Source organism: Edaphobacter sp. (assembly GCF_028283685.1).
Lineage (GTDB): Bacteria > Acidobacteriota > Terriglobia > Terriglobales > Acidobacteriaceae > Edaphobacter.
In genome coordinates, this window is record NZ_JAPWKF010000007.1 from 370,288 (window position 1) to 393,862 (window position 23,575).

The window sequence follows — 23,575 nt, forward strand, 5'->3', positions numbered from 1 at the left end:
ATCGTATGATTGATATGCAGAATTCTGTTTTAGCGAATAGACCGTATTGGAGAAAATCGATGGAGCTTAGACACATGCGTTCTTTCCTGGCTGTTGCCGAGGCTCTCAGCTTCGTACGCGCCTCCAGGATCCTGCACCTTTCTCAACCCGCTCTCACCACGCAAATCCAGCAACTGGAAGAAGAGCTTGGCGTGCGCCTCTTCTTCCGCAACAAGCGGCGAGTGGAACTGACCGATGCGGGAAGACTCTTTGTCGGCGAAGCGAGCGAGGCGCTTGAGCGCACCGCAAAAGCGGTCGAGCGCGTTAGGCGTGCCTCCCGTGGCGAGATCGGTCTTCTTCGGGTTGGCTTCGTGTCCTCGGCGGCTCTTAGCATCATCCCCAGGCTCGCAACCGCCTTCCGTCGCAGATATCCGCTCGTCCAGCTTGAGCTGATGAATCTGCGGACGACCACGCAATTGGAACAACTGGCGAACGGGACGCTCGACATTGGCTTCGTCAGACTCCCGGCTCAGCAGCGGGGACTTCTCTTCACTCCCATACACACAGAACCATTCGTGATCGTCCTATCGAAGCATCATCGTCTCGCCGGGAAAAAGTCGTTGTCTCTTAAGGATCTCGCCGAGGAAAGCTTCATCCTCTATGGCAGGCGCTGGGCTCCCGGGTTCTTCGACCAGGTGATGCGCATGTGTGCCAGTGCCGGCTTTACACCCAATCTCGTGCAGGAGACCGGCGAAATGTACACCGCCGTCGCGCTCGTTGCTGCAGGCGAAGACATTTCCATTCTCCCTCGTTCAGTCGTCATGTCGCAGGGGCTTGGGATCGTCTCAAAGACGATCCCAGGCACGTTTGGACGATCGGAGATTGCGCTCGTAACCCGCCAGGACGTGTCATCTCCAACGATCGATAACTTCGTCGGCTTTGCTAAGCGCATGGACTAAGCTGTTCGTCTGCCAAACACTGACCTTGATTCAACAATCATCGATCACTGTTTCATGCCCGCCCGAGTTATCCGACATCTTCGGCACGGCCTTGGAAAGTGGTGGGTCCCGGTAGCCCACTGGTATGTCTCCAACGACTCCTCAATAGACAGGGGCTCTTAGCGCTTTGGAGCAATGGACCGGCTGGATCGCTTAGAGACTGCGCTCTTCGGCAATCGCGGAACAGCCTGGACGCCCGCCCACAGTGTGGCGATCGTTTGCTCGACCACGAGAGTCTGGTCAGGCAAGTCAGGCACAGCCCCCTGGATGACCATGAGCGTGGCGAGGCCGAAGATTGTGTACCACCAGGTGTGAGCTACCACGATGTCATCCTTGCCTGGCAATCCTTCATCCTTGGCAACATCGAAAAAAAGCTGTACGAAACGTTCAAACAAAGGCCTGCCAAGGTCGTCGATATATTGTCCAGCGCGAATGCCGTTGCGGTTCTCCGGCCCGAAGAAGACATTGCGGAACTGCTGTGGATGGGCGATGCAGAACTGAATAAGGCCGCGTGAAGTCGCAAAAAGACGCTCCTTCGGTGACGGATGTCTAGCGGCAATCGCATCGAAGTTCTGAATCAGCAGCCCGATCGTCTCGCTGCTCAATTCGGCAAGAATATGCCATTTATCAGGGAAATGCTGGTAGATCACGGCATGCGTATAGCCGATCTCTTTAGCGATCGCGCGAAGCGTCACGGCTTCGTAGCCGCGATCGGCAAACATTTTGCTGGCAGCCGCAAGGATTTCGCCCCGCAGCCTTTCCTTGCGCTCTACCCGACGACTTGGTGATGTTGTTGTCACTTCAATAGCTTAGCCTCTTTCGGCGATATTTGCGTCCATTTGTTAATTAATAACCATTGGTTATATTTACAAGCGCGCAGGCGTCAATTTGTCGAAATTAAAACCATCGAATATTTTGTAACCATTGGTTACTGTATACCTCTAATCGTCAGGTCGCACATTTGGATGGACGGCCAAATACGAGGCAGAAGGAGGGATGCGATGAAAGTTCTAGTGATTGGAGCAGCGGGCAGGAGTGGAGAAGCGCTGGTCGATGAGGCACTGGCGTCCGGGCATACGGTGACGGTTTTCGTACGCAATGCCGCGCAGTACAAGAAGGCGAACGTCCGGGTTGTTGCGGGCGATGTGCTGGATGCGGCCGCAGTCGACGTTGCGGTAGCGGGGCAGGATGCGGTCATCGACGCGCTGGGCGGCAAGACCCCGTGGAAAGTGACGACGATGGAGACGCGCGCCGCACACAATATTGTGGACGCGATGCGGCGCAATGGCGTGCGGCGATTGCTGAAGATTTCGGTGGTTGGCGCGGGCGAGAGCGTCAAGAACGCCGGCTTTTTCAATGAGCACCTGCTCATGAAGACCTTTCTGCGGGGTCTGCTGGTAGACAAGGCGGGCATGGAGGCCGAGATCGAAGGCAGCAACCTGGACTGGACGCTCGTGCGGCCCCCAATGTTGACCGACGTCGAAAAGACCGGCATTGCCAGGGTGCTGAGCACGGAGAGCGGCGAGAAGGCGTACAAGATCGGGCGCGCAGATCTGGCTGCCTTCATGGTGCAGCAACTGGAAAGCAGCCGGTATGTGCGTCAGGCCGTGACCGTGACGACCACATAGCAAGACCTCCGCGAGGATCAACCAACTCTCTCATCGAGGCGATCCGATCGGCGGTGTAAGGGACTGTAACGATTCATGCGACAGATAACTGTGGAAGCCACGGGACTAGCAGAGTGCTAGCTGCGCAAATCACAAGCTCTGGCGTTCGCACTAGAGCTCATCTTCGAGCTAACAAGGAGAAACGAGCATGTATTTAGTCATGGGCATTACTGGAAACGTTGGGGGCGCCACGGCGCGGCATCTGCTGAAGCAAGGCAAACAGGTGCGAGCCCTTGTGCGCAATCGCGAGAAAGCGGCGAAGTGGGCAGACCTGGGCGTGGAGTTGGTGGATGGAGACTGGAACGATGCAACAGCCATAGCTTCGGCGCTCAAAGGTGTTGAGGGCGCGTTTGTTATGTTGCCGCCTGTATGGGCGCCCTCGCCTGATTACAGAGAAGCAAAGGGCGTGATTGCGAACTATGTTGAAGCACTGACCCAGGTGAGTTCCCCGCGAGTGGTAGCGCTCTCGTCGATGGGCGCGAATAGAACAAGCGGGCTGGGGCTGATCACGGCATCATCACTCCTGGAGCAAGGCTTTCGCAGCCTGCCATCTCAGGTCGCATTTGTGCGCGCAGGCGGCTTTTACGAAAACTTTCTCTTCGGCTTACAGGCCGCCCAGGGCGGAACGCTACCGGTCTTCTACAATCCTACGAACCGAAAATCGACGATGGTCGCGTCAGACGACATCGGTGCAGAGGTCGCAAAACTTCTGACCGGCCCGGCATGGTCAGGGCATCGCTTCATCGAGCTGGGTTCGATGGTAAGCGCGGATGAAGTGGCCGAACAGTTGGGTGAGGTCCTGTCACTCGACGTAAAAGCCTTTGCAGTCCCGCGTGCTGGGTGGGCCGAAGTGTTCGAGCAATTCGGCATCCCGAAGGGCCACACTGGACCTGCCGAAGAATTGTATGAGGGCGTCAATGAGGGATTGATGGACCTCGGAGCCGCGGGTACTGAGCATGTAGCGGGTACGACCTCTGCACGCGATGTGTTTGCGGCTGCGCACAACGCCGTCAAGGCATAAGTCCGGGGTAGCGGGTGGAATCCGGACGGCTGATCGTCCGGTTCCACTTTGGCGAGGAGGGTCGCTTTTATATGAAAAATGAACACACAATAGATACATCCGCGCGGGCAGGTCGAGCGACGCAAATAGCTGCGATGGTAATAACCGCCCTTGTCGCCTTCGTCTGGGTGTACTTCGGAAGGTTATATCTCATTCACGATCCCGAGGAATGGAGGATCGCGAATCAGCAGCTCGGATACCCGCTTTATATCATCCCTCTGATTGGCGTGACCCACATCCTTGGTGGCGTAAGCCTTTTGATTCCCAATGTGCCTCGATTGACTGAGTGGGCTTATGCCGGTCTCACCATCAATCTTCTACTCGCGTTCTATTCACAAGTGAATAGCGGTGGGAGTACCTGGGATAGATTCGATCCGATTCTCGTCATGGCGTTCGTCTTGGCTTCGTATGTATTAAGACGCTGCATGCGCGCAAACAGGTGGTCGATATGAAGAAAACGTTCGGCGAGCAGTTTTACTTTTTCCAGTAACGTCGCGGAGGCCAGACGAGGCTCCTGCCAGAATCCGTTTCCTCATTGGTCGGCCAACCACCTCATCGAGGCAATCCGATCGGCTGTGCCAGGGCTAGCGGAGTGCTAGCTGCGTAACTCACAAGCTCTGGCGTTCACATCAGAGCATCACCTTTGTTCTAAGAAAGGATCGTTTTATGTCAAACTTCCCCACACCACTTGAAGAAGTCATTCATCACAACGTTATTAAGAACAACAAAACAGGCGGTCCTGCGCTTGATGTCGGGCAAATGAAGTTGCTCTGGAGGGCCTTGGGAGAAAACACGGGCTACACCTTCTCTATCTTCGAGAGCACGTTCGCGCCGGGCATGGGTATTCCACTTCATAGGCACCCCTTCCCAGAGTTTTTCTATGTACTCGAAGGCACTTTGGCAATTGGGTATTGGAACAACCAGGGTGTCACGGAGTGGGATACGTGTGAAGTCGGGGAGAGTCTGATGGTGCAGCCCAACGCGCCTCATACCTTCTTCAACAAGAGTGAACATCCGTGCCGCGTGCTGAGTGTGTCAACGTATCACCACGAGCGGATGATGAAGGATGCTGTGCATCCGGAGGGCAGGACAGATTTTCTACCCGCTCAACTCACCCAGGCCGATCTTCAGAGATTGACGAAGTCGATGGAGAAGAATCAGACATTCCTTGTCGCAGACCATGCGTAGGTCACATAGGCGTGCTTTGCGTCTTATCGCAAACGAGGCGAGATGAAGTCGTCACAAACGTGCTTTTCTCTACACATTGAGGGAAGGTGGAGTTCCCGGCTTGCTATGTGCCAGTGACGAAGCAACACACTGGAACAAAGAGAACCGGGCACTCCATCCTTCAACACGGATACAATCTACTCCACAAAAAATTCTTAGCGGGGCCAGTCGGAAAGAGGCTATGGCAGTGCGAAAGCTACATACTTCGCGCCCTGCTTTGCTTTGGGATTGTGGACGCTGCTGGTCGCAATGACGACATACTGTTTGCCCGCAACCATGTAGGTGGCTGGCGTTGCGTTGCCGGCAAAGTCCATCGTGTACTCCCACAGCAGCCTGCCATTGCTTACATCGTAGGCGTGCATCTTGTTGTCGAAATTAGTGGCCCCGATGAAGAGCAGGCCTCCTGCGGTGACAACGGGACCACCATAGTTCTCGCTGCCCGTATCCTTCATCCCCTTCACCGCAAGTTCAGGATATTCGCCGAACGGAATCTTCCAGACGTATCTCCCCGTATTCAGATCGATCGCGTTGAGTGTGCCCCACGGCGGTGCCACGGCAGGATAGCCCTCCGGATCGAGAAACTTGCGATAACCAGTGAACTGGTATTTGGCTGGCGGTGCCGCATTTGCGCCGGCGCCTGCGGCAAGCTCAACCTTATCGTCGCGATTTACGCTGCGGCCTGCCGACTCATCGCCCGTGCGCACGTAGGCCAGCAGCGCTTGCAGTGTGTCCCCTGTGAGGGTGGGAAAGCTGGGCATACGACCGCGTCCATCGTGGACTACCCCCGCCATCTCGTTCGCCGAGAGTCGCGTCGTTGCATCCACCAGCGATGGAAACGCCGGCGGCTGCCCTCTGCGGTCGACCCCATGACAGACAGCGCACTGACTGCCGTAAGTGGTCGCGCCCGGGCCATCTGCAACAGTCGGCTTCAGGCCGCCGGTCCATGCAATGTCGTTGGAGTTGATATAGAGTATTGCGTCTTTGGGATCGACGGCCTCACCACCCCACTCCGCACCACCGTCAAAGCCCGGAAAGACGACCGTCTGCCTGCCCACGCGCAAAGGTATGAACTGGCCATCGCTGATAAAAGTGCCGAACTCCTTCGCGGCCCATGCATGGGCTTCGGGGGTGCGCTGCGTCAGCAGGTCTGCGGTCAAGCGCTGGCGTGCGAAGGGCTCAGGCCTTGTTGGCATCGGCTGCGTTGGCGATGCAACCTCGCCGGGTGTGGTGCTGGCGGGATACGGACGTTCTTCCATGGGGAAGAGCGGCGAGCCGGTAACGCGATCGAAGACGAAGACCTGGCCATGCTTGGTCACCTGCGCCACCGCATCGACCAGTTTGCCATCATGGCGCACGGTGACCAGCACGGGAGGTGCCGGAAAGTCGCGATCCCACATGTCGTGATGCACGGCCTGAAAATGCCACAGCAGCTTGCCCGTCGCCGCATCGATGGCGAGCAGGCAGTTCGCATAAAGATCATTCCCCGCACGGTCTGCGCCGTAGAAGTCTGTGACGGCAGAGCCCGTGGGAGCGTAGAGTATGCCTCGCTTCTCGTCGATCACCGATCCGGCCCAGTTGTTCGCCCCACCGGTATACTTCCACGCGTCCTTCGGCCACGTTTCATAGCCAGGCTCGCCGGGGTGCGGAATAGTATGAAAGCTCCACTTCATCTGCCCTGTGCGGACGTCATAGGCACGAATGTCCCCGTGCGGCGAAGGCGAGGTCTCTCCCGTGCGGAAGCCCAGGATGATCAGGTTCTTGTAGACGGAGCCGGGCGTAGTGATGGCGACCGTGCCTTGCGGAGACTCAACGCCGAGGTCGTTACGCAGGTCGATATGGCCACCATCGCCGAAACCTTCAATGGGTTTGCCGGTCGCCGGATCGAGCGCCCAGACAGCGTACAGCGTCTGCGCGAAGAGACGCTTCTCCTTACCATCCGCGCTGCTCCAGTAGGAGAGTCCGCGATCAGGCTGGCTGCTTTTAATACCGGAGTTGAAGCGCCACAGCTCCTTCCCTGTCGCGGCGTCCAGCGCCAGCACAATCTGGCTGGGCGTGTACGCGAACAGCGTGCGGCCAACGATGAGCGGTTGCGTTTGCATGCCCGTGGCCTCACCCGTGTCGAATGTCCAGGCCACCTTCAATCGTTTCACGGTGTCACGATTAATCTGCGTCAGCGGCGAATAGCGCTCGCCCGCTTTGCTGCCACCGTAGACGGGCCAGTCGAGATTCTTTGGTCCCGCGGCTGCAGCCTCAACATGACGATGGGCGCTAATCATGAGGACTGCAATCACAACGAAAGCCGCACAGAAGGCAGCCTGCCGACGACACAGATCATCCACAATCATAGGTTAGGCGTTCTCACTGTTATTCCATATCCTGCGCGATGATTAGGGCGCCATTGATCACACAGTGTGAAATCATCTCACACGGCCCGCTTGGATGGCGCCATTTCTACATCAAGCCCATCAACAGCTCAGATCACCTCGAGCACGCCGACGGGCGGGTTGGTTCATGCCCAACCCTCGCCCAAACTAAGAAACAATGAGATCGGACTTAGTGAGAGAGCGCAAGCACTTCGCTCAACATACCGAATTGAGCGCGGCTCATCATTCAACGCTTCCTCAGAGTGACCTTCAACCCGCCGAACACTGTGATCGGAGCTCCGGGGGCCAGAAATGTACTGCTGCGAACCGGATATTCGGTGTCTCCATCAAAGCTGACAGGGGCAAACGGCCGCGCCGCAAAGTTGCCGTTGTCATCGTATGGTGTCGTGGCCAGCTGACCGGCGGTGTAGTAATGCCTGTTCAGCAGGTTATTGATCTCGGCGAACAGCTCGAAGTGATTCGAAAGCTTGTATCGCGTTCCCAGGTTCACGACCCCATAGCCAGGGCTCTTTCCTGATCCAAGAAAATACATCCCGTCCGGCTGATGCTGGTTGTTCTCGTTTCCGCGCACATACGACGAGCTGATCAGGTTGAAGTCCGTGTCGATGGAAAGCCTCTTGGTGGGATGAAAATCGCCGAACAGCTTCAGCATATGCTGCGGCACCTGCGGTATCCGGTTGCCTGGCGATATGGTGATGTTGCCGCCATCTGTAACGCCCTTGCCCCCATCGAGTGCATTGCTGTTGCTGCTATTGCTGCCGCTGCTTAGAGTCTGCGGGCTCTGATAGGTCGCATCCAGGAAGGTATATTCCGCTCCCGCATCGACATGACGCAGACTTGCAGAGAGACTTGTCTCCACGCCCTGGCGTCGCGTCTTACCGAAATTCTGGAAGTAGCCATACCCGGTCTGCTGCGAAGCGACGAACAGGAGATCGTCATAGTTGTCGCTATGGAAGAAGCCCGCGCTCCACTTCAGGGTTGCGCTCGGATTGCCACGTAGACCAGCCTCAAAGGTCCTGCTCACAACCTGCTTAAGCGGAGGATCGCTGACCAGGGCATTGGGAAGGCTGCAGGGAAAATCCGGATCGGCACATCCAAGCTCAGTGGATGTGGGCGCTCTGCTGCTCTCCCCATAATTGAAATAGGCATTCAGCGCGTTCGAAGCCTTATAAACCACTCCCGCAGATGGATTGAAGCGCTGAAAAACATTCACCGCGGTTAGCGTCCCGCGATAATCAACAGGAGGCAGACGATCCACATTGTTAATGTTGGTGTGGTTGTAACGGCCTGACGCGGTGAAGACCCATTTCCCGTAAGAAAATGTATCCGTTACGAAGAAGCTGGGAGTGTTCGTCGTTCCATGCAGGTTGACCCGGTTGTCCTGGGGATCGCCATCAACCTCAGTCGAGCCATCGAGAAACGTGGGGATTCGCGTAATCGTAAGTCCGTCGTTGTTGAGATAGCCATACTGCGCACTCTGAACGAAGGTGAGCGATCCCCTGTCCCAGCCGGCTCCAACAGCCAGGCGGTTGTGCGCGGTTTGCCAGGAAAGCACGCCGGACAAGCCATAGGCGTGTTGCTTGTCCACGGTATCCGTGTCGACGCCGGTGCACTTCTCTCCCGGCTCATCCTCCTCCAATCCCTGCGCAATGCAGCGCAGGTACGGAAACGGAGTATTGGCCGGAGTAATCGTTGCAGGATACGGTATTCCGGCAGCAGTGAGCGCACGCTTATCCGCCGTGCTCAAGGTGTAAAGCGACTGATCGAAGGAGTCGTCGTTGATGTCGCCATTTGTTGTATTGGTCCGGATATACCGGACATACGCGTTGACATTGAAGCTAAGACTGTTCGACAACCCGTGAGTCGCATTGAATGTAAGGAAGGGAGAGTGCTGCCACGTCCGGTCAGGAATACTGTATACGCTGTTGTAGCCATGATTCAGACCGGTAGTGCGGTTAATCGCGCGAAAATCCTGGGTGCCGTTACCCGTCAGATCATTGATCGAATAGCCCCCCGAAAGCGAAAGGACGGTACGGTCTCTGTTGTAGCCAAGCTTCGCAAAGGACTGGCGCACGCTGGATGGGGATTGGACTCGCCATCCATCCTCGTGAAACAGCGTACCCGCAGCGAACCAGTTCAGACCGGCCTTGTTGCTGCCGCCATACTCCGCATCGAGAGCCCTGCGGCCAAAGCTTCCGCCATAACCACTGATGGAGAGCCCCGAATTTGTGAGGCCGTTCTTCGTCTGCACGGCAATGGCGCCACCCAGCGTATTAAGGCCATAAACCGGATTCGATCCAGGAATAAGTTCAGTGGAGTCGATCGCGACCTTGGGAATCAGATCCCAGGCCACGACGTCGCCGAAAGGTTGATTCTGGCGCACGCCATCCACATAAACTGACAGACCGGCAGGGGAACCGACAAGCGGAGACGCCGTGTAGCCTCTATAGTTCACATCCGGCTGAAAGGGATTGTTCTGATTTTCATTGACATAAACGCCATTCAGACGACGCTTCATCACGTCGGTCAGGTCAATCGCGTTCGTATCCTGGATCGTCTGCGAAGTCAGCGATTGAACTGGAACCGGAACATCAGCTTGCGGCAGATCCAAAGGCCCGATCGGTGTCGATGCAATCACGTCAACGGTCGTCGAAACACTGCCGACTGCCAACGTCACGTCGTGGCTGATGGGAGATGCAGACTGAATTCTCAGATCCAGAATCTTTGTTGCAAAGCCGGGATGCGATATCTGAAGGCGATATTGGCCAAAACGCAGTCCTGACAGCACCAGAGAGCCATCCGAAGCTGTTTCGACCGATCGAACGTGAGTCGCCGTGGGTCCTGTCAGCGTCCCGTGAGCCTGTAACGGCCTGTTTGCCGAATCGTGTATCTGAAGCCGAACCTCTCCAGCACCTACAACTGAAGAAGTCTGGGGATTCTGAGCGGCGACATTTTGCGCCATAGGAACGGACAGCACCAGAGACAGAATGGCGAGGCGCGAGTTGACCAGCATCCGTAATGATTCCTTCGAAGGCTAAATTTTTCCGTGTTCATGGTGTTAATGCCAGATCAGGGCAATCCGTTCATTCTTTTTTTCGGAAAGTTACGAATCCCTGTGGAGGCCATGCGAGATCGCGCGAAGAAATCGCATTCCCGTCCTCGCACTTCAAAGGCCGCAACGCGAAATGAGCCTGGAGGTGGCTTATTGCTCCGTCATGGCCTGAGTCTGAAGCGGGGATTCCGTGTGGAAAAAGTTCTTATACGCGCCGATCCAATCTGTCGCTATCGCATGCTGAGCATCGCTCAGTTCGATCTCACGCTTGCAGACGAGCATATGCAGCCTGTCTTCCAGAGCATCTTTCACCCGAGCGTTCCAGATCGTCCTCTCGTAAGGCTCTGGCCATAAATTTCGGATTTGACTCGTCCCCCCAAGTTGAGGACTGATCAGGTAGTCCACCTGGAAGTTCTTCTGTTTGCTTCGCGCCGACAAGCCATATTCTCTAAAGACCGATTGCGCAGTCGTCGCCGGTACAGGAGGATCCTTATCCTCATCCTTTGCCGGACAAATCTCCGAGTAGGACACCTGCCTCACATCGCCTGGCGTCAGGCTTGGATCTGGCGACGATAAAAAATCCCTCGCACCATACCGCACCGAAACGATGCGCTGATACGCGCCATAACCCGTAAGCCCCAAAACAAGAAGCCCCACCGCGGCATACGCAACGATCGAAGAGGAGAGTCTCTCCGAAGCCGCCTTTGGATGGCTCAACGATTCCTTTTTCAGCAAATCCTTCAGACGTTCCTGTTGTTGCGTATGATCTTCGACTGAGACCTTCGTCCACATCACTCCATCGAGTTCCCTGCTCAGGCTCTGAGTCTCCTCGAAGACAGCGGAGCATCGATCGCACGTCTCCAGGTGCAGCAGAGCCTTGGCGCGATCTTCCTCGTTCAGTTCGCCGTCAAATAACAGCAAGAGCTCAAGCTGTGACAGGTGGTCCGTCTTATCGAACATCGGTACCTCATTCTGCACTTTGCCGTGTGATCAGGAGAGCCATATGGAACTCGTCAATCGTTAAAGGCCATCCAGGGCAAAAGCGTTCAGACTGAATTCCATGGATGACGCATTGCAGGACGACCTTCGTGGAGTTGCCCAACCCAATTGCCTTCTCTACTCCTGCCCCGACTTCAATCGATCAAATGACCTGGATAACGAGTTATGCACGGAACCAAGTGAGATCTTCAGCGAACTTGCAATCTCGCGATAGCTCATTCCTTCTGCTCGCAGCTGCAAGCAGAGTCTGTCCGATTCGGGTAAAACGCGAAAAATATTACGGAGTTTTCGTTGCCGGTCATTCAAAATCGCCTCTTCTTCAGGATTGACCGTTTGCGAGGGGAACGAATCCGCGTCCCGCTGAAAATCGAGGAGTTGAAGAGAGCGTTGCTGGCGACGCCGCTTAATCGCCATCCGATGCGTCACGCGGAAGAGCCACCCCGGAAGATTCTGTCGTGAGCGACGCGCAGTAAGATGTCGGAAGAGTTCGAGGAAGCCCTCCTGGATGACATCCTCAGCCTCGGCCGGTTTGAGCCCCAGCGAAAGAATGTGACGCGACAGCTGTGGGCCGAAATGATGATGAAGGCGCAAAACGTCGTGCTCAATGACACCCCTTTCATCGCCACCAGGGTCCGATAACGGCATACACCCCGACCACAGCACACGATGATCCGACTTTTGCATCGCTTCGTCCATCCAGATCCGTTTCGATAGACTCCCTATGATCGCTTACAACACACAATCGATTCAGCGCCCGGAACCAATCATTTAGAGGGTGATAAACGTCGAAACGCAAGTGTATGACAAATCTTGCAGGCCTCGCAAAAACCTTGATGCAGACCCTCCCGCTGCCTGGAATCCATAAGAAGATTGCCGTCGTTTGTTATAGACATCTCCTTATCTAAGAATGTTCCACGCGCTCGATCATAGGGCGCGGACCGTGATCTGCACCTTTGTGCACGCACAAAGGTGCACCGACAGGCATCGGAAACCGGCCACGAAGTATCCCTGGAGAGACACGGCTATTCTATTCCGTGACGGATCCACACAAATGGTCAACAATATCAGAGGTTTAGTGGTGGCCCGGGCAGGAGTCCAACCTGCGACCTTCGCGTTAGGAGTGCGCTGCTCTATGCAACTGAGCTACCGGGCCATAGCCTCAGTGTATCGCGTCCTTCGACCGCCCTCGAATGGTAAACTTTAAGGTGGAGAGTTTATGCCTGAGATACAGCGTCGTCGTGCCGTAACGGTCAACATTGGTGGTGTTCAAGTCGGTTCTTCCGCGCCCGTCGTCGTTCAGTCGATGACCAACACCGATACTGCCGACGTCGAAAGCACCGTCCAGCAGATCGCCGCCCTTGCGCGCGCCGGATCGGAGATGGTCCGTATCACCGTTAATAACGATGATGCCGCAAAAGCTGTGCCCTACATCGTCGAAGGTCTCCAGCAGAAGGGATGGAACACGCCCATCATCGGCGACTTCCACTACAACGGTCACCTCCTTCTCTCCAAGTACCCCGACACCGCAAAGGCTCTCTCCAAGTACCGCATCAATCCCGGCAACGTCTCCATCGGCCGCAAAGATGACGACAACTTCCGCACCATGGTCGAGGTCGCCGTTCAGCACCAGAAGCCTGTGCGCATCGGCGTCAACTGGGGATCGCTCGATCAGGCGCTGCTCACCAAGATGATGGACGAGAACTCGAAGTCATCCAATCCGCTCCCCGCGCGCGACGTCATGATGGAGGCGATGGTCGTCTCCGCACTCGACAACGCAGCCGCCGCTGAGCGCTATGGCCTTCGCCGCGACCAGATCGTCCTCTCCGCCAAAGTCTCCGGCGTGCGCGATCTCATCGACGTCTACTCCGAGCTTGCCCGCCGCTGCGACCACGCCCTGCACCTCGGACTTACCGAGGCTGGCATGGGCATGAAGGGCATCGTCGCCTCTGCCGCTGGCCTCGCTCCCCTGCTCCTCTCCGGCATCGGCGATACCATCCGCGTCTCGCTCACACCGACACCCGGTGGCGATCGCTCCGAAGAAGTTCGCTGCGGCCAGCAGATCCTGCAGTCGCTCGGCATCCGCAGCTTCATGCCGCAGGTCACCAGCTGCCCCGGCTGCGGCCGCACCACCTCCACCTACTTCCAGGAGCTGGCCGAACGCATCCAGGGCTACCTCGTCGAGCAGATGCCCGAGTGGAAGAAGCAGTACGCCGGTGTCGAAGAGCTGAAGCTCGCCGTCATGGGCTGCATCGTCAATGGCCCTGGTGAGTCCAAGCACGCCAACATTGGCATCTCGCTTCCCGGCACCTTCGAAGAGCCCAAGGCTCCCGTCTACGTCGACGGCAAGCTCTACACCACACTCAAAGGCGACCGTATCGTTGAGGAGTTTCAGGTCATCCTCGATGAGTACGTCGAGCGTCGCTACGGCCGCGTACTCGTCGAGGCCTGATCGCTCATCGCTGCAACAGACTCTGCACATTCACACAGGAGGCGCACTCTTTCGCGAGTAGCGCCTTTTCTGTTGTCAGCTCCTTGGTGACGTTGTCTGCCTCTTCATCGCGATGTGACTGCGTCAGATAATTCTGATATTCGATCAGCGCCAGTAGCAGCGATCGTCCGGCCGGCACCGGCTGTGCCCGCATTGTCTCGATCGCAGACCGCATTGCAGGCTCTGCCTCTTGCAGCCTGCCGCCCTTCCAGGATGCGAATCCCAGGGCCATCATGGCGTGCGCTGCCGGCATCGAGTCAGCGCCAAAGCTGCTCTTCGCCAACGCAACCGACTCCTGCGCCGCAGCCAGCCCTTCGGCGCAGCGACGAAGCAGGCAGTGCGTAAAGGCAAGTCCGTTGAGCGCCGCGATGCGATCGAGCGGCTCAGGATCATTGACCGCGCGCATCACTTCAAGCGCCTCCATCGATTCCATCTCTGCCTGCTTGAACCGGTGCCTGGCAAGATCGATCTCCGCAAGATGCTCCTTGCTTCTCGCCAGCTCCAGAGGAATACCAAGTCCCTCGCGGACTTTTTCCCCCATGCGGTTATAGCGCGTCGCCTCATCCAGCTTGCCGTACACCAGGTACAGCATGCCGAAGTTATCGAGCGTAGTGGCATAGTTGCGCGCCGCGGAAGGGGTATTGCGCTGCAGTTCCAACGATTTCAGATACGCCTTCTCCGACGAGGTGAAGTTGCCGGCCTTGCGATACTTCGACGCCAGCACCGCCCAAAGATAGCCGATGCGTTCTGCCGGAAGCTGCTGCCGGGTTGCGGAGCCGATCACATCGATCTCGCTCTCGATCTCCTGTTGCAAGGTCGCTGCTGTCTCTTTTGAAGCAGGTTGCTGTGCGTCGACAGGACGCGTGACGAAAATGACGGGAAGAAGGGCGCAGAGACAAAGCGACCTTATAACGCCTGAAAGCGCTTGTTGGGACATCACGAACCTCTCTTTCGGACTACCGCTACCGGCGAATTACGCGGTGGTTCGGACGAGGTTCCCAGTTTGTGACGAAAGGTTTCGTAGGTGGGGAGATTATTTGAGCGGGGCGGCGTTTCGCCGCAGTTCGGCGAGGGGATAAAACGTTCCGCGCCAGGTCACACCACCGGCCTTCAACGTCAGGAGAGTTGACTTGAGGATGGAGTAGAGGAAGAGGAGTGCCGCAACAGGCAGTAGAAGGAAGTAGGCCGCGCGAATGCGGCTGTGACGCTCGGAGAGAGCATAGAGCGCCGCGATTGCGAGCAGCGCCAGGATAGAAGGAACTCGCGTTGCCGGTAACGCGAGCAAGACGTACGGTCCGAGACAGAATAGAAGGAGAAAGATGCAGGCGCCAAGCATCAACTCGACGCGGAAGCGGAAGACCGAGAAGAGATTTTTGGTCATCACGTTGACGATGCCGGTTGCGCCTTTCGCCCAGTGCAGCGAAACCATCCCAGGCGCGACGGCGACACGCTGCTTGAGACCGAGGATTTTGACCTTGCGGGCGAGCATCAGGTCTTCGAGGATCTCCATGCGCAGGGCGTCGAAGCCGCCTAGCTTTTGATACGCCTCGGTTTTGAGGAGGTTGAAAGCTCCGATGCCGATGGAGTCGCGAACCGCTTTTGGATCGGAGGCCTTCCAGGGCCGCGTCGCCCAGAGGCCCATCACGCCGAGATAGCCGAGCATCATGCCTTCGCCGGGGCTCTTGATGATCGGTGTCGGGAAGGTGACGAAGTGGTCAGCGTCGGACTCGACGGCCTGGGCGAGCGAGCGGCGGATGGCTTCGGGCTGGAAGAGGATGTCGGCGTCGGTGAAGAGAAGGTAGTCGGGATGATGCATCGCGATGGCGTGGCGCGCGGCGAGCGCCATCGCATGCGTCTTGCCGAGCCAGCCTTCGGGAAGCTCCATGACGCGGATCGTCTTCAGACGTTGCGGATTTGCAGCGGCGAGTTGGTCGATGATGCTGCCGGTCGCGTCGGTGGAGCGATCGTCGACGGCGATGATCTGGAGGTTTGGATAGTCCTGCGCGAGGAGGGATTGGAGGCAGGCGGACAGCGCTTCGGCTTCGTTGCGAGCCGGGACGATGACCGTGATGGAGGGATTGTTGCGGGGGCTGCGGTTGAAGCGGGATTCGTGAAGATTGGGAATGGTCGGAAGTCCGCGCCAGGCGGTGATTGCCTTCCAGAGCCAGCCGAGGGCGACGAGCCAGGCAAAACCGGTTGTGATTCGATTAAGGTACATCAGTAAAAACAGATCTCTCCGCTACGCTGCGGGATGCAATTCTTTTATCGCTGAGGTGACAATTTCTTTGTTCGCAGGGGTGACAGTTTCTTTGACTGCAGTATGGGAATTTCGTAAACCGCGCGATGACAATTCAGGGATGAGGGTCTTCATCCGCTGCTGGTTCACAATTCATGATGCGACATCGAGTGAACCTCAGCGGCGGATCATGCGGCAGCGGCTTCGGCTACATCGTCGGTGAGCGGTGGAGCGTAGCGTGAGCCGATGAGGAAGATGACCGCGGCGAGCACCATGGTGATGAGGGTGGAGCCGAGCCCGAGGTTGAGCGTGGAGCGGTCGCTGACGGCGCCGATGATGCGCGGTGAGATGGCGTCGCCGAGCGCATGAATCATGAACAGTTGGCCGGCCATGGCGGTGGCGCGGACTTCGGGACGGACGGCGTTCATCGTCGCGGCGTTGACCGGGCCGGTTCCCAGGAAGATGAGGAAGATCGCCAGAGCGAGCGCGGGGACCGTGAGATTGTGCGGGCCGAAGAAGCAGATCAGCGCGGGCGGCACGGCGAGGGCGGCGCTTAGAGCGGGCACAAGGTAGAGCGCCTTTGGCGTCTTTCGCGACCAGCGCTGCGCGACGACGCCGCCGGTGATGGTGCCGAGGAGGCCGGTGACGACGGTGATGGCGCCCATCAGGAAAGCGGCCTTCGATTGCGTGTAGCCTTCGATGCGCTGCAGGAACGAAGGCATCCACCAGGAGATGCCTCCGAGCGAGAAGGTGACGGCGGCGTAACCGAGGATAGAGGCGAGGTAGGCCTTGTTCTTCGCAAGCTCGAGGACGGTTCCCTTCTTGAGCTTTGCCTTCTCGTGCTGGCTGGCTCCGCGCGCGGGCTCCTTCATGAAGAAGAGGATGAGGAGGCCGATGATGGCTCCAGGAATTGCGGAGACGATAAAGGCCATGCGCCAGCCGTGATGCTCGCCGACGAAGCCACCGACCAGATAACCAAGTGCGGCGCCGACGGGGATGGCGACGTTGAAGATGGTGAGGACGCGGTTGCGCTGCTCGGGCGGATAGAAGTCACTGAGCAGAGCGGGAGCGAAGATGCCGAAGCTGGCCTCGCCGATGCCGAGCGCGGCATGACGGAGGTTGAGCGAGTCGTAGCTGTGGACCGAGGCGGTGAAGAAGTTGATGCCGCTCCAGAACAGGGCCGCGATGACGATCATGGGCTTGCGCGGGAAGCGGTCGCCGAGCCAGCCGGTGATGGGCGAGGTGAACATGTAGGCGAGCATGAACCAGAAGGTGAGGGTTCCGATGTGCTCGTCGGTGAGATGGAACTCGCCCTTGATCTGCTCCTGCACGCCGGGCAGGATGTAGCGATCGATGTAGTTGACGAAGTTGAGGGCGGTGAGGAGAACGAGTGCCGTGGTCGCCCCGGCGACAGATGCCACGCGGGTTGGTTTGGTCGCCGAAGCCATCACAGGGAGGATAGCAGGGTCGGGTGGTGGGGAGAGTTCGTGATTGAGAAGCAGGTCTCTCCACTGCGCTTCGCTCCGGTCGAGATGACAGTGTGGTGGGGGTGATTGGGTGGCGTACGTGGCCGGAAAGCAGGTCTCTCCACTGCGCTTCGCTCCGGTCGAGATGACGGTGTGGTGGGGTGATTGGGTGGCGTTCGTGGTCGAGAAGCGGGTCTCTCCACTGCGCTTCGCTCCGGTCGAGATGACAGATTGGTGGGTGGTGTGGCTTCGCCGGAGGCGAGGTGGCTGGTGGAGAGTGCGCGAGTCCTGGGTATGGAGGTTGCCTGCATTGCAGCTATGACGATGTGCTCCGGTTCGCCGGCTTGCCATGGTGTCGCGGAGAGACTGCATTGGGGAACGTCGTCTTCGGATGGCTTGCGATCTGCGGGAGAGCCGGTGAGGGGCTGGTTCCTGCTGTGGTGGCGGCCCAGCTCTTCGAGGAGCATGGAGCCGGTGGAATTGGAGATCTTCTTCCACTGGGCGGGGCGCGGGGTGAAGTCGGGGATGGCCTGGTCGTGGGCCACGCGTTCGGCGGAGACGTAATTGGGGGCGGTGGAGATAGGCTCGCCTTCGGGTGTGGCCTGGGGGCGGCGGCCGGTGCCGTAGTGATCGCCGGAGTTGCGCATGTGCTCGAGGTACTCGGCGTTCTCAAACTCGCGAGGCTCGCAGAGGTACTCCATGGTTTTGGGGAGGGCCTTGAAGTGGTTGCGCTGGTGCTCGCTGATGTTGCTGGAGGCGATCTGCAGGCCGTAGAGGAGAAGTCCGGCGCGGCGGAGGTCGATCTGGTTGCCGGCGATGGCCTGGGTGACGGCGTCGAGGCGGGCCTGAATGTCGGCGCGGGTGCGGAGCCGATTGCCGGGGAGCATGATGGAGCGGTGGCGAGCCTTACGGATGGCGATCTGCTCAGGGGTGCCGCGGGTTTCGTTGTGGTAGTAGCAGAGGTTGCTGCCGCGGAGGGCGGGACTGCCGCAGCGTTCGCCTCCGGGCTTGCGGTGGTGGCAGCGGACGGTGGCGCTGGGCGGGATGTCCTGCGGCAGGGATGCGAGGTCGAACTCGAAGTCGTTCATGGGTGGGCCTCCGGATCTTTTTGTGCAAAGTCTTCGAAAGAATCGGGTTGCGGGCGCGGTTACCTTTTGGAGGGGCCGCTTAAAGCAGAAAGCCCGGCTTATGGCCGGGCTTTCTCGTTTTGTTCATGTCTTACTTTAAGAATATGGTGTGGTGTCAAGAAATTGCTGTGGATAAATCATGTAAGTGGAGACGGGTAATGGGTTGCGGAGGTGCCGATGGTTTTGCGGCAGATCGCTTCCCTTCCTGCTCCGTTGGGAGGACAGAAAACGAGACGAGGGGCGATTGGTCATTCGTGGTCGAAAAGCAGGTCTCTCCACTGCGCTTCGCTCCGGTCGAGATGACGGCATTGGTGTTGGATCGTTGCGTCCGTGGGGTCGAAAAGCAGGTCCCTCCACTGTGCGGCTGGGCCGCTTCGGTCGGGATGACGGCATTGGTGGTGGGTTTGCCTACTCGTTGATCTGGATGATGGGTTGGACGTCGGTGAAGTTGGGGATGTCGCCGATGACCTCGGGGCCGTGGGTGGCGAGGGCGGACTGCAGATGGGCGAGGGTGGTGAAGCTGATGAGCGCCATCAGCTCGTAGGTCACGGGCGGGCCGTCGGGGGTGGAGAGGCCGCGGAGGATGGTGATGCTCTCGGGGGCGAGGCGGGATTTTACGAGCGGGGTGTGGGTGTCGCGGTAGTAATCGTGGTCGAAGCGGGAGGCGGATGTTTTGGGGTAGAGGACGGAGAGTGTGACCATGTTGGGAATTATGGCATGGGGATGGTGGGGTGAGCTTGGGCGCTCGTGGTCGAAAAGCAGGTCTCTCCACTTCGGTCGAGATGACAGGCACGAACAAGCGGCGAGCCTGTGGTGCGGGCTCGCCGCTTGTTTGTGGGCTGGTGGCTTTGGCTAGTTGAAGAGGCCGCAGCGCTGTTGCTGGACGTAGTCGGAGCCGTTGAGGTCCTTGTCGGTGAAGCTGAGGACGAAGAACTGGTTGGGATTGGTGTTGGGTCCGGAGTAGTCCTGGACTTCCTTGAGATGGATTTATAGGAGCTTCGCCATCGTAGGAGGTGGGGTAGGGCGGGATTGAAGCGTGGATGAATATTGCGCGAAGGGACGGTTACAGATGTGGATATGGCATCAGCGGTGGCTGAGGCGCAGGGACTGCCAGGAGGCGTCGGCGGTCCAGCCGCCGTCGACGGTGAGGGTGTGGCCGTTGATGAAGGCGGAGCGTGCGGGGTCGGCGAGGAAGTGGACGGCGTTGGCGATGTCGTCGGGTGTGGCGAAGCGGGCCATGGGGACGCGGTCGATGATGTCGGAGTCGGAGTAGGCGGATGCGGCCTGGTCGGCGTGATCCATCTCGGTCTTGACCCAGCCGGGGCAGACGGCGTTGACGCGGACGTTGCTGGCGCCCCACTCGGCGGCGAGGGTGCGGGTGAGGCCGATGAGGCCGTGCTTGGAGGCGTTGTAGGCGGAGCGGTCGGCGATGCCGGAGAGACCGGCGATGGAGGCGATGTTGACGATGCTTCCCTGGCGCTGCCGGAGCATGACTTCGCCTGCGGCGCGGGAGAGGAGGAAGGGCGCGACGAGGTTGACCTCGAGGACGCGGCGGAAGTCGGCGGCCGAGACGGTCTGAGCGGGCGCGATGAAGCTGATGCCCGCGTTGTTGACGAGGGTGTCGATGCGGCCGAAGCGCTGCTGGATGGCGGCGACGGTGGAGAGGATGAAGTCGTCGCTGGTGAGGTCGCCGGTGAATTGGGCGACATCGGCGCCGGGGATTTCGGGGCAGGGCTGGAGGTCGATGAGGGCGAGGGAGAAGCCGTTGGCGGCGAGGAGCTGGGCGGTGCGATGTCCGATGCCCTGGGCGGCTCCGGTGATGATGGCGACTGGCATGAGGCTATTGTCGCCTGAGCGATGCGTGTGCGTGTTGCGGGCAAGCAAAGAGCCGTGTCGGCGCAAGAGGGGCTGACACGGCTCTTCGATTGGGAACAGCTCTTCGATGCGGAACGGAAAGGGGTTTACCCTTTCAGCTTCCTGTAGCGACGGCCGACGTAGCCTGCAGCACTGAGGAGACCAGTGGAGAGGAGGACGAGAGAGCCGGGCTCCGGAACGGGCGAGGTGATGGTGACGCCGTCGAGGAGAGCGAAGGGCGGATCACCGGCGGGCGTGCTGTCTGCCATAAAGGAGAGCAGCTCGGAGGTGCTGGTTGGGGTGAAGGTGAAGCTGGCAGCCTGCCATCCGGTGAAGCCATGGTTGTCGACGCTGAGGACATCCGTGGTGTAGGTCTCGGAACCGAGGCTGATCTGGATGGCATCCGTGGTGTCGCCGTCAAAACCATACTGCTGCGCGCCGGCGTAGTAGAAGGAGATGGTGACGGGCGAACCGGGGGTCAGGCCGGTGACGACCTGGGTAAGCGGACCGGGCTGGTAGACGCCGTCGATAGCAACGAAGTTGCCGCCGTCCGGGCTGGCGGTGAAGCCGTTGTTCGATCCGTTGGCCGGTCCCCAGAAGATGACGGGGTTATCCGTGCCGACGGCACCGGTGGTGTTGGCCGTTCCGGGAAGGAAGACGAAGTTGTAACCGGTGGAGTTCCATCCCGTGACCTGCTGGGAGGGATACTGTGAGCCGAACTGCGAAGAGGTCGGGGTGAGCGTCTGTTCGAAGCCACCGTTCACGATCATGGGATCGGCGTGAGCGACGGTAGCAGCCGCCAGGGTGAGAGCAGATAGAATGCCCGCCGAGCGGAGTGCCACTTTGGCAATTGCAGTCTTCATGAAGATTTCCTCTGCGTACCCGCAGGGAGGTACGCGGTTAGGGGGCCCGGGTAAAAGAGCAGTCGAGGCTCTTGCAGGCGCCCTAGTGAGGCTTGGGGAGGCGACCTTCATCGACCAGTAAGTTAGAAGTGGTGCGTAAAGGGCTTTGCAATCGGACCGCCACTGCGGGCAGCAACGGGAGGGAATATATCCCTTGTTTTCAGTGCCGAGAGAAACCCTATGCAAAATACTTCAACGAACTGTGCAGCACGTTGCAGGGGAAAACAGAAGCAAAAGCCTACTGCGCAACAGGTGTCGGACGGTAGATGAATATTCGGTAAACGAAGGGCGGATTTTACGCGACGGATACGTCGTCGCGCTTGTCCTGGTGCTGAAGGCGGGATTCGGGGGTGTCTGCTGCGAGCGAGGGATCGAGGGACGCTGGATGCCGGGGACGCGGGGAGGGCAGGAAGGGATCGACGAGCTGGCCGATGAGTGAGGGGGAGAGGGGTTCGTCGATGCCGTAACGCTCGGGCTGGCGGTCGTGCGGAAGATAGAGGGTGCCGAAGATGCGGTCGACGACGGGCAGCATGGGCGCGTAGTTCTTGTTGATGACGTCGGGGGAGTCGTTGGTGTGGTGCCAGTGATGAAAGGCCGGCGTGGCGACGATCCACTCGAGCGGGCCGAAGCGCCAGCGAATATTGGCGTGGATGAAGAAGCCCCATACGGTGCCGATGAGGATGAGCAGAACGGGAATGAGGCTGCCGCCGCGCTGCATGGGCGAGGCGAGGCCGAGGATGTAGAGGGGCACAAGACCGCAGAGACGGGTGAAGATCATATCGACGGGATGGGTGCGGGTATTGACGAGGTAGTCGACGTGCTCGGCGGAGTGGTGAATGGCGTGGAAGCGCCAGAGAAGGGGGATCTCGTGGCTCCAGCGATGTCCCCAGTAGAAACCGATCTCGCCGATGACGAAGGCGAGGAGGACGCGGCTCCATAACGGAAGCGATGCGATGGATGCGGTGAAGGCGGAGGGGATGAAGCGATGCGTCGCCCATGCGAGGACGGCGACGGGAAGACTCAGGATGAGTCCCGGGACAAAGCTGCTGAGGAAGTAGTAGCCGAGGTCGGTGAGGATGGCCTTGCGGAAGATCTTTTTGGGGTGCAGGGCGAAGAGGCGTTCGAGCGGCGTGAAGATGGCGGCCAGCAGGACGAGCCAGATGGAGAGGCGAAGAACCTGCAGGGCGTAGGTCCAGAGTCGTGGTACCGAAGAGGTGAGAAATTTCCATCGTCAAACCCGCGTGACCTGGGCCTGAGAACAGCGGTGGGGCGGTCTGGCCCATCCGGCTGGAGTTGTTATATCAGAAACGGTGCGCGGATCGGAGGCAGTGAAGCCGTGGGGGGCGGAGGCCAGGAACCGGTAGCGGTTCAAGGCGGACGCAGGTCAGTTTGCCTGAAAGAAGGCGCACCTGTAACTGCGCCTTGCGCCTGCCTGCATCACGAGCTATTGCGAGTGGCGACCGTGTCCTTGTCCGGCGCGATGGTTGGCGAAGCGTTGGTTTACGGCGAAGAGAAACACGAGATGCCACACGAGGAGAGAGGCCATGGGAACAGCGAAGAGGCAGAGCATCAGGAACGACTTCATGGTTCACCTCCTGGTGAATGTCGTGAATGTCAGCTGGCCTTGCCGACGAGACACGGGCCGTTGGGTACGGAAAGGACGGAGGGCCTGGCGTTGGGATCGACGGCGATGCGATTGACGACGCTTTGGACTCCGATGATGGAGAGAGCGGTGCGTTCGGCGCAGAGGCGCTGAAACTCCCAGCGGCATACACCGTGGAGGGTGACGACACCGTCGACGACCGTGTGCGTGGGGAGATGGTCGAGGACGCTGGTGGTGTTGCGGAGGGCCGCAGCAAGCTCGCGGGCGATCTCGTGATCGGCGCGATGACGATCGGCGAGGACTTCGAGGTGATTGACGACACGGTTGACGCCGTAGACGGCCTGAGCGGCGTGGTCTGCCTCGACCACTTCGATGCAGGTTTGAACGCTGCCACGGAGGTAGACGATGCCGTCGCGGACTTCGACGCGGATGTGGCGGGCGTCGATGTCGGACTGCCAGGTGATCTGGCGCATGAGATCGCAGAGGATGCGTTCGTCGGCTGTGTCGGGAAACTGGAGCGGGGTCATGGCGGC

Annotated in this window: 21 protein-coding genes and 1 tRNA gene; 6 read left to right on the forward strand and 16 right to left on the reverse strand. The window is 58.8% G+C overall.

All coding sequences use genetic code 11. The features are described 5' to 3' along the window. Window positions 1-5: 5 nt before the first annotated feature. Window positions 6-938 (forward strand): LysR family transcriptional regulator, encoded by a 933-nt coding sequence (locus tag PW789_RS12340; RefSeq protein WP_299376697.1) that lies wholly within the window; start codon window positions 6-8, stop codon window positions 936-938. 158 nt (window positions 939-1,096) lie between these two features. Here PW789_RS12340 and PW789_RS12345 read toward each other — a convergent pair whose 3' ends face one another. Further along, entirely contained in the window at window positions 1,097-1,777 is a 681-nt protein-coding gene (locus tag PW789_RS12345) for a TetR/AcrR family transcriptional regulator (RefSeq protein WP_299376700.1), read from the reverse strand. 201 nt (window positions 1,778-1,978) lie between these two features. On the opposite strand from PW789_RS12345, the gene PW789_RS12350 reads away from it, so the two are divergent. From PW789_RS12350 to PW789_RS12360, 4 genes are all read left to right on the forward strand, one after another. After that, on the forward strand, window positions 1,979-2,605 hold the full coding sequence (locus PW789_RS12350) for an NAD(P)-dependent oxidoreductase (RefSeq protein ID WP_299376703.1): 627 nt from the start codon (window positions 1,979-1,981) through the stop codon (window positions 2,603-2,605). Between the two features lie 187 nt (window positions 2,606-2,792). Then, window positions 2,793-3,665, forward strand: a complete 873-nt coding sequence (locus tag PW789_RS12355) for an NmrA family NAD(P)-binding protein (protein ID WP_299376706.1) — start codon at window positions 2,793-2,795, stop codon at window positions 3,663-3,665. 134 nt (window positions 3,666-3,799) lie between these two features. Continuing rightward, the gene (locus tag PW789_RS20135; RefSeq protein ID WP_367182569.1) at window positions 3,800-4,156 is read left to right on the forward strand and encodes a DoxX family protein; all 357 of its coding nucleotides are present in this window, start codon (window positions 3,800-3,802) and stop codon (window positions 4,154-4,156) included. A gap of 214 nt (window positions 4,157-4,370) precedes the next feature. Then, the gene (locus PW789_RS12360) at window positions 4,371-4,892 is read left to right on the forward strand and encodes a cupin domain-containing protein (RefSeq protein WP_299376709.1); all 522 of its coding nucleotides are present in this window, start codon (window positions 4,371-4,373) and stop codon (window positions 4,890-4,892) included. 218 nt (window positions 4,893-5,110) lie between these two features. On the opposite strand, the gene PW789_RS12365 is transcribed toward PW789_RS12360, so the two are convergent. The 5 genes from PW789_RS12365 to PW789_RS12385 all read right to left on the reverse strand — a co-directional run bounded on the left by PW789_RS12365 (window position 5,111) and on the right by PW789_RS12385 (window position 12,519). Further along, window positions 5,111-7,207 (reverse strand): pyrroloquinoline quinone-dependent dehydrogenase, encoded by a 2,097-nt coding sequence (locus PW789_RS12365; RefSeq protein ID WP_299376712.1) that lies wholly within the window; start codon window positions 7,205-7,207, stop codon window positions 5,111-5,113. Between the two features lie 334 nt (window positions 7,208-7,541). After that, window positions 7,542-9,992 carry a TonB-dependent receptor gene (locus PW789_RS12370; protein ID WP_299376715.1) on the reverse strand — a complete coding sequence of 817 codons (2,451 nt, stop codon included), beginning with the start codon at window positions 9,990-9,992 and terminating at the stop codon, window positions 7,542-7,544. 525 nt (window positions 9,993-10,517) lie between these two features. After that, on the reverse strand, window positions 10,518-11,327 hold the full coding sequence (locus PW789_RS12375) for an anti-sigma factor (RefSeq protein WP_299376718.1): 810 nt from the start codon (window positions 11,325-11,327) through the stop codon (window positions 10,518-10,520). Between the two features lie 156 nt (window positions 11,328-11,483). Next, window positions 11,484-12,062: a sigma-70 family RNA polymerase sigma factor gene (locus PW789_RS12380; protein WP_299376721.1), complete on the reverse strand. Its 579-nt coding sequence runs from the start codon at window positions 12,060-12,062 to the stop codon at window positions 11,484-11,486. Between the two features lie 380 nt (window positions 12,063-12,442). After that, a tRNA-Arg gene (locus PW789_RS12385) sits at window positions 12,443-12,519 on the reverse strand. Window positions 12,520-12,582: 63 nt separating this feature from the next. Between PW789_RS12385 and ispG the strand changes: the two genes are divergently transcribed. Further along, window positions 12,583-13,815: a flavodoxin-dependent (E)-4-hydroxy-3-methylbut-2-enyl-diphosphate synthase gene (ispG, locus tag PW789_RS12390; protein ID WP_299376724.1), complete on the forward strand. Its 1,233-nt coding sequence runs from the start codon at window positions 12,583-12,585 to the stop codon at window positions 13,813-13,815. Between the two features lie 4 nt (window positions 13,816-13,819). Here the strand turns inward: ispG and PW789_RS12395 are convergent, their stop codons facing one another. The 10 genes from PW789_RS12395 to PW789_RS12440 all read right to left on the reverse strand — a co-directional run bounded on the left by PW789_RS12395 (window position 13,820) and on the right by PW789_RS12440 (window position 23,569). Next, window positions 13,820-14,668: a tetratricopeptide repeat protein gene (locus PW789_RS12395; RefSeq protein WP_299376727.1), complete on the reverse strand. Its 849-nt coding sequence runs from the start codon at window positions 14,666-14,668 to the stop codon at window positions 13,820-13,822. A gap of 219 nt (window positions 14,669-14,887) precedes the next feature. Beyond that, window positions 14,888-16,072 carry a glycosyltransferase gene (locus PW789_RS12400; protein WP_299376730.1) on the reverse strand — a complete coding sequence of 395 codons (1,185 nt, stop codon included), beginning with the start codon at window positions 16,070-16,072 and terminating at the stop codon, window positions 14,888-14,890. A 206-nt stretch (window positions 16,073-16,278) separates the two neighbouring features. Further along, window positions 16,279-17,511, reverse strand: coding sequence for a spinster family MFS transporter (locus PW789_RS12405; RefSeq protein ID WP_367182551.1), 1,233 nt, complete (start codon window positions 17,509-17,511; stop codon window positions 16,279-16,281). 26 nt (window positions 17,512-17,537) lie between these two features. Beyond that, a complete protein-coding gene (locus PW789_RS12410) occupies window positions 17,538-18,644 on the reverse strand; it encodes a hypothetical protein (protein ID WP_299376736.1) in 1,107 nt (368 codons plus the stop codon). A 447-nt stretch (window positions 18,645-19,091) separates the two neighbouring features. After that, on the reverse strand, window positions 19,092-19,385 hold the full coding sequence (locus PW789_RS12415; protein WP_299376739.1) for an EthD family reductase: 294 nt from the start codon (window positions 19,383-19,385) through the stop codon (window positions 19,092-19,094). Window positions 19,386-19,766: 381 nt separating this feature from the next. Continuing rightward, window positions 19,767-20,519: an SDR family NAD(P)-dependent oxidoreductase gene (locus PW789_RS12420; protein WP_299376742.1), complete on the reverse strand. Its 753-nt coding sequence runs from the start codon at window positions 20,517-20,519 to the stop codon at window positions 19,767-19,769. Window positions 20,520-20,644: 125 nt separating this feature from the next. Next, window positions 20,645-21,400 (reverse strand): PEP-CTERM sorting domain-containing protein, encoded by a 756-nt coding sequence (locus tag PW789_RS12425; protein ID WP_299376746.1) that lies wholly within the window; start codon window positions 21,398-21,400, stop codon window positions 20,645-20,647. A 334-nt stretch (window positions 21,401-21,734) separates the two neighbouring features. Beyond that, window positions 21,735-22,622, reverse strand: coding sequence for a sterol desaturase family protein (locus tag PW789_RS12430; protein WP_367182570.1), 888 nt, complete (start codon window positions 22,620-22,622; stop codon window positions 21,735-21,737). Window positions 22,623-22,883: 261 nt separating this feature from the next. Further along, entirely contained in the window at window positions 22,884-23,024 is a 141-nt protein-coding gene (locus tag PW789_RS12435; RefSeq protein WP_299376749.1) for a hypothetical protein, read from the reverse strand. A 29-nt stretch (window positions 23,025-23,053) separates the two neighbouring features. Further along, window positions 23,054-23,569 carry a BON domain-containing protein gene (locus PW789_RS12440; RefSeq protein ID WP_299376752.1) on the reverse strand — a complete coding sequence of 172 codons (516 nt, stop codon included), beginning with the start codon at window positions 23,567-23,569 and terminating at the stop codon, window positions 23,054-23,056. Between the last annotated feature and the right edge of the window lie 6 nt (window positions 23,570-23,575).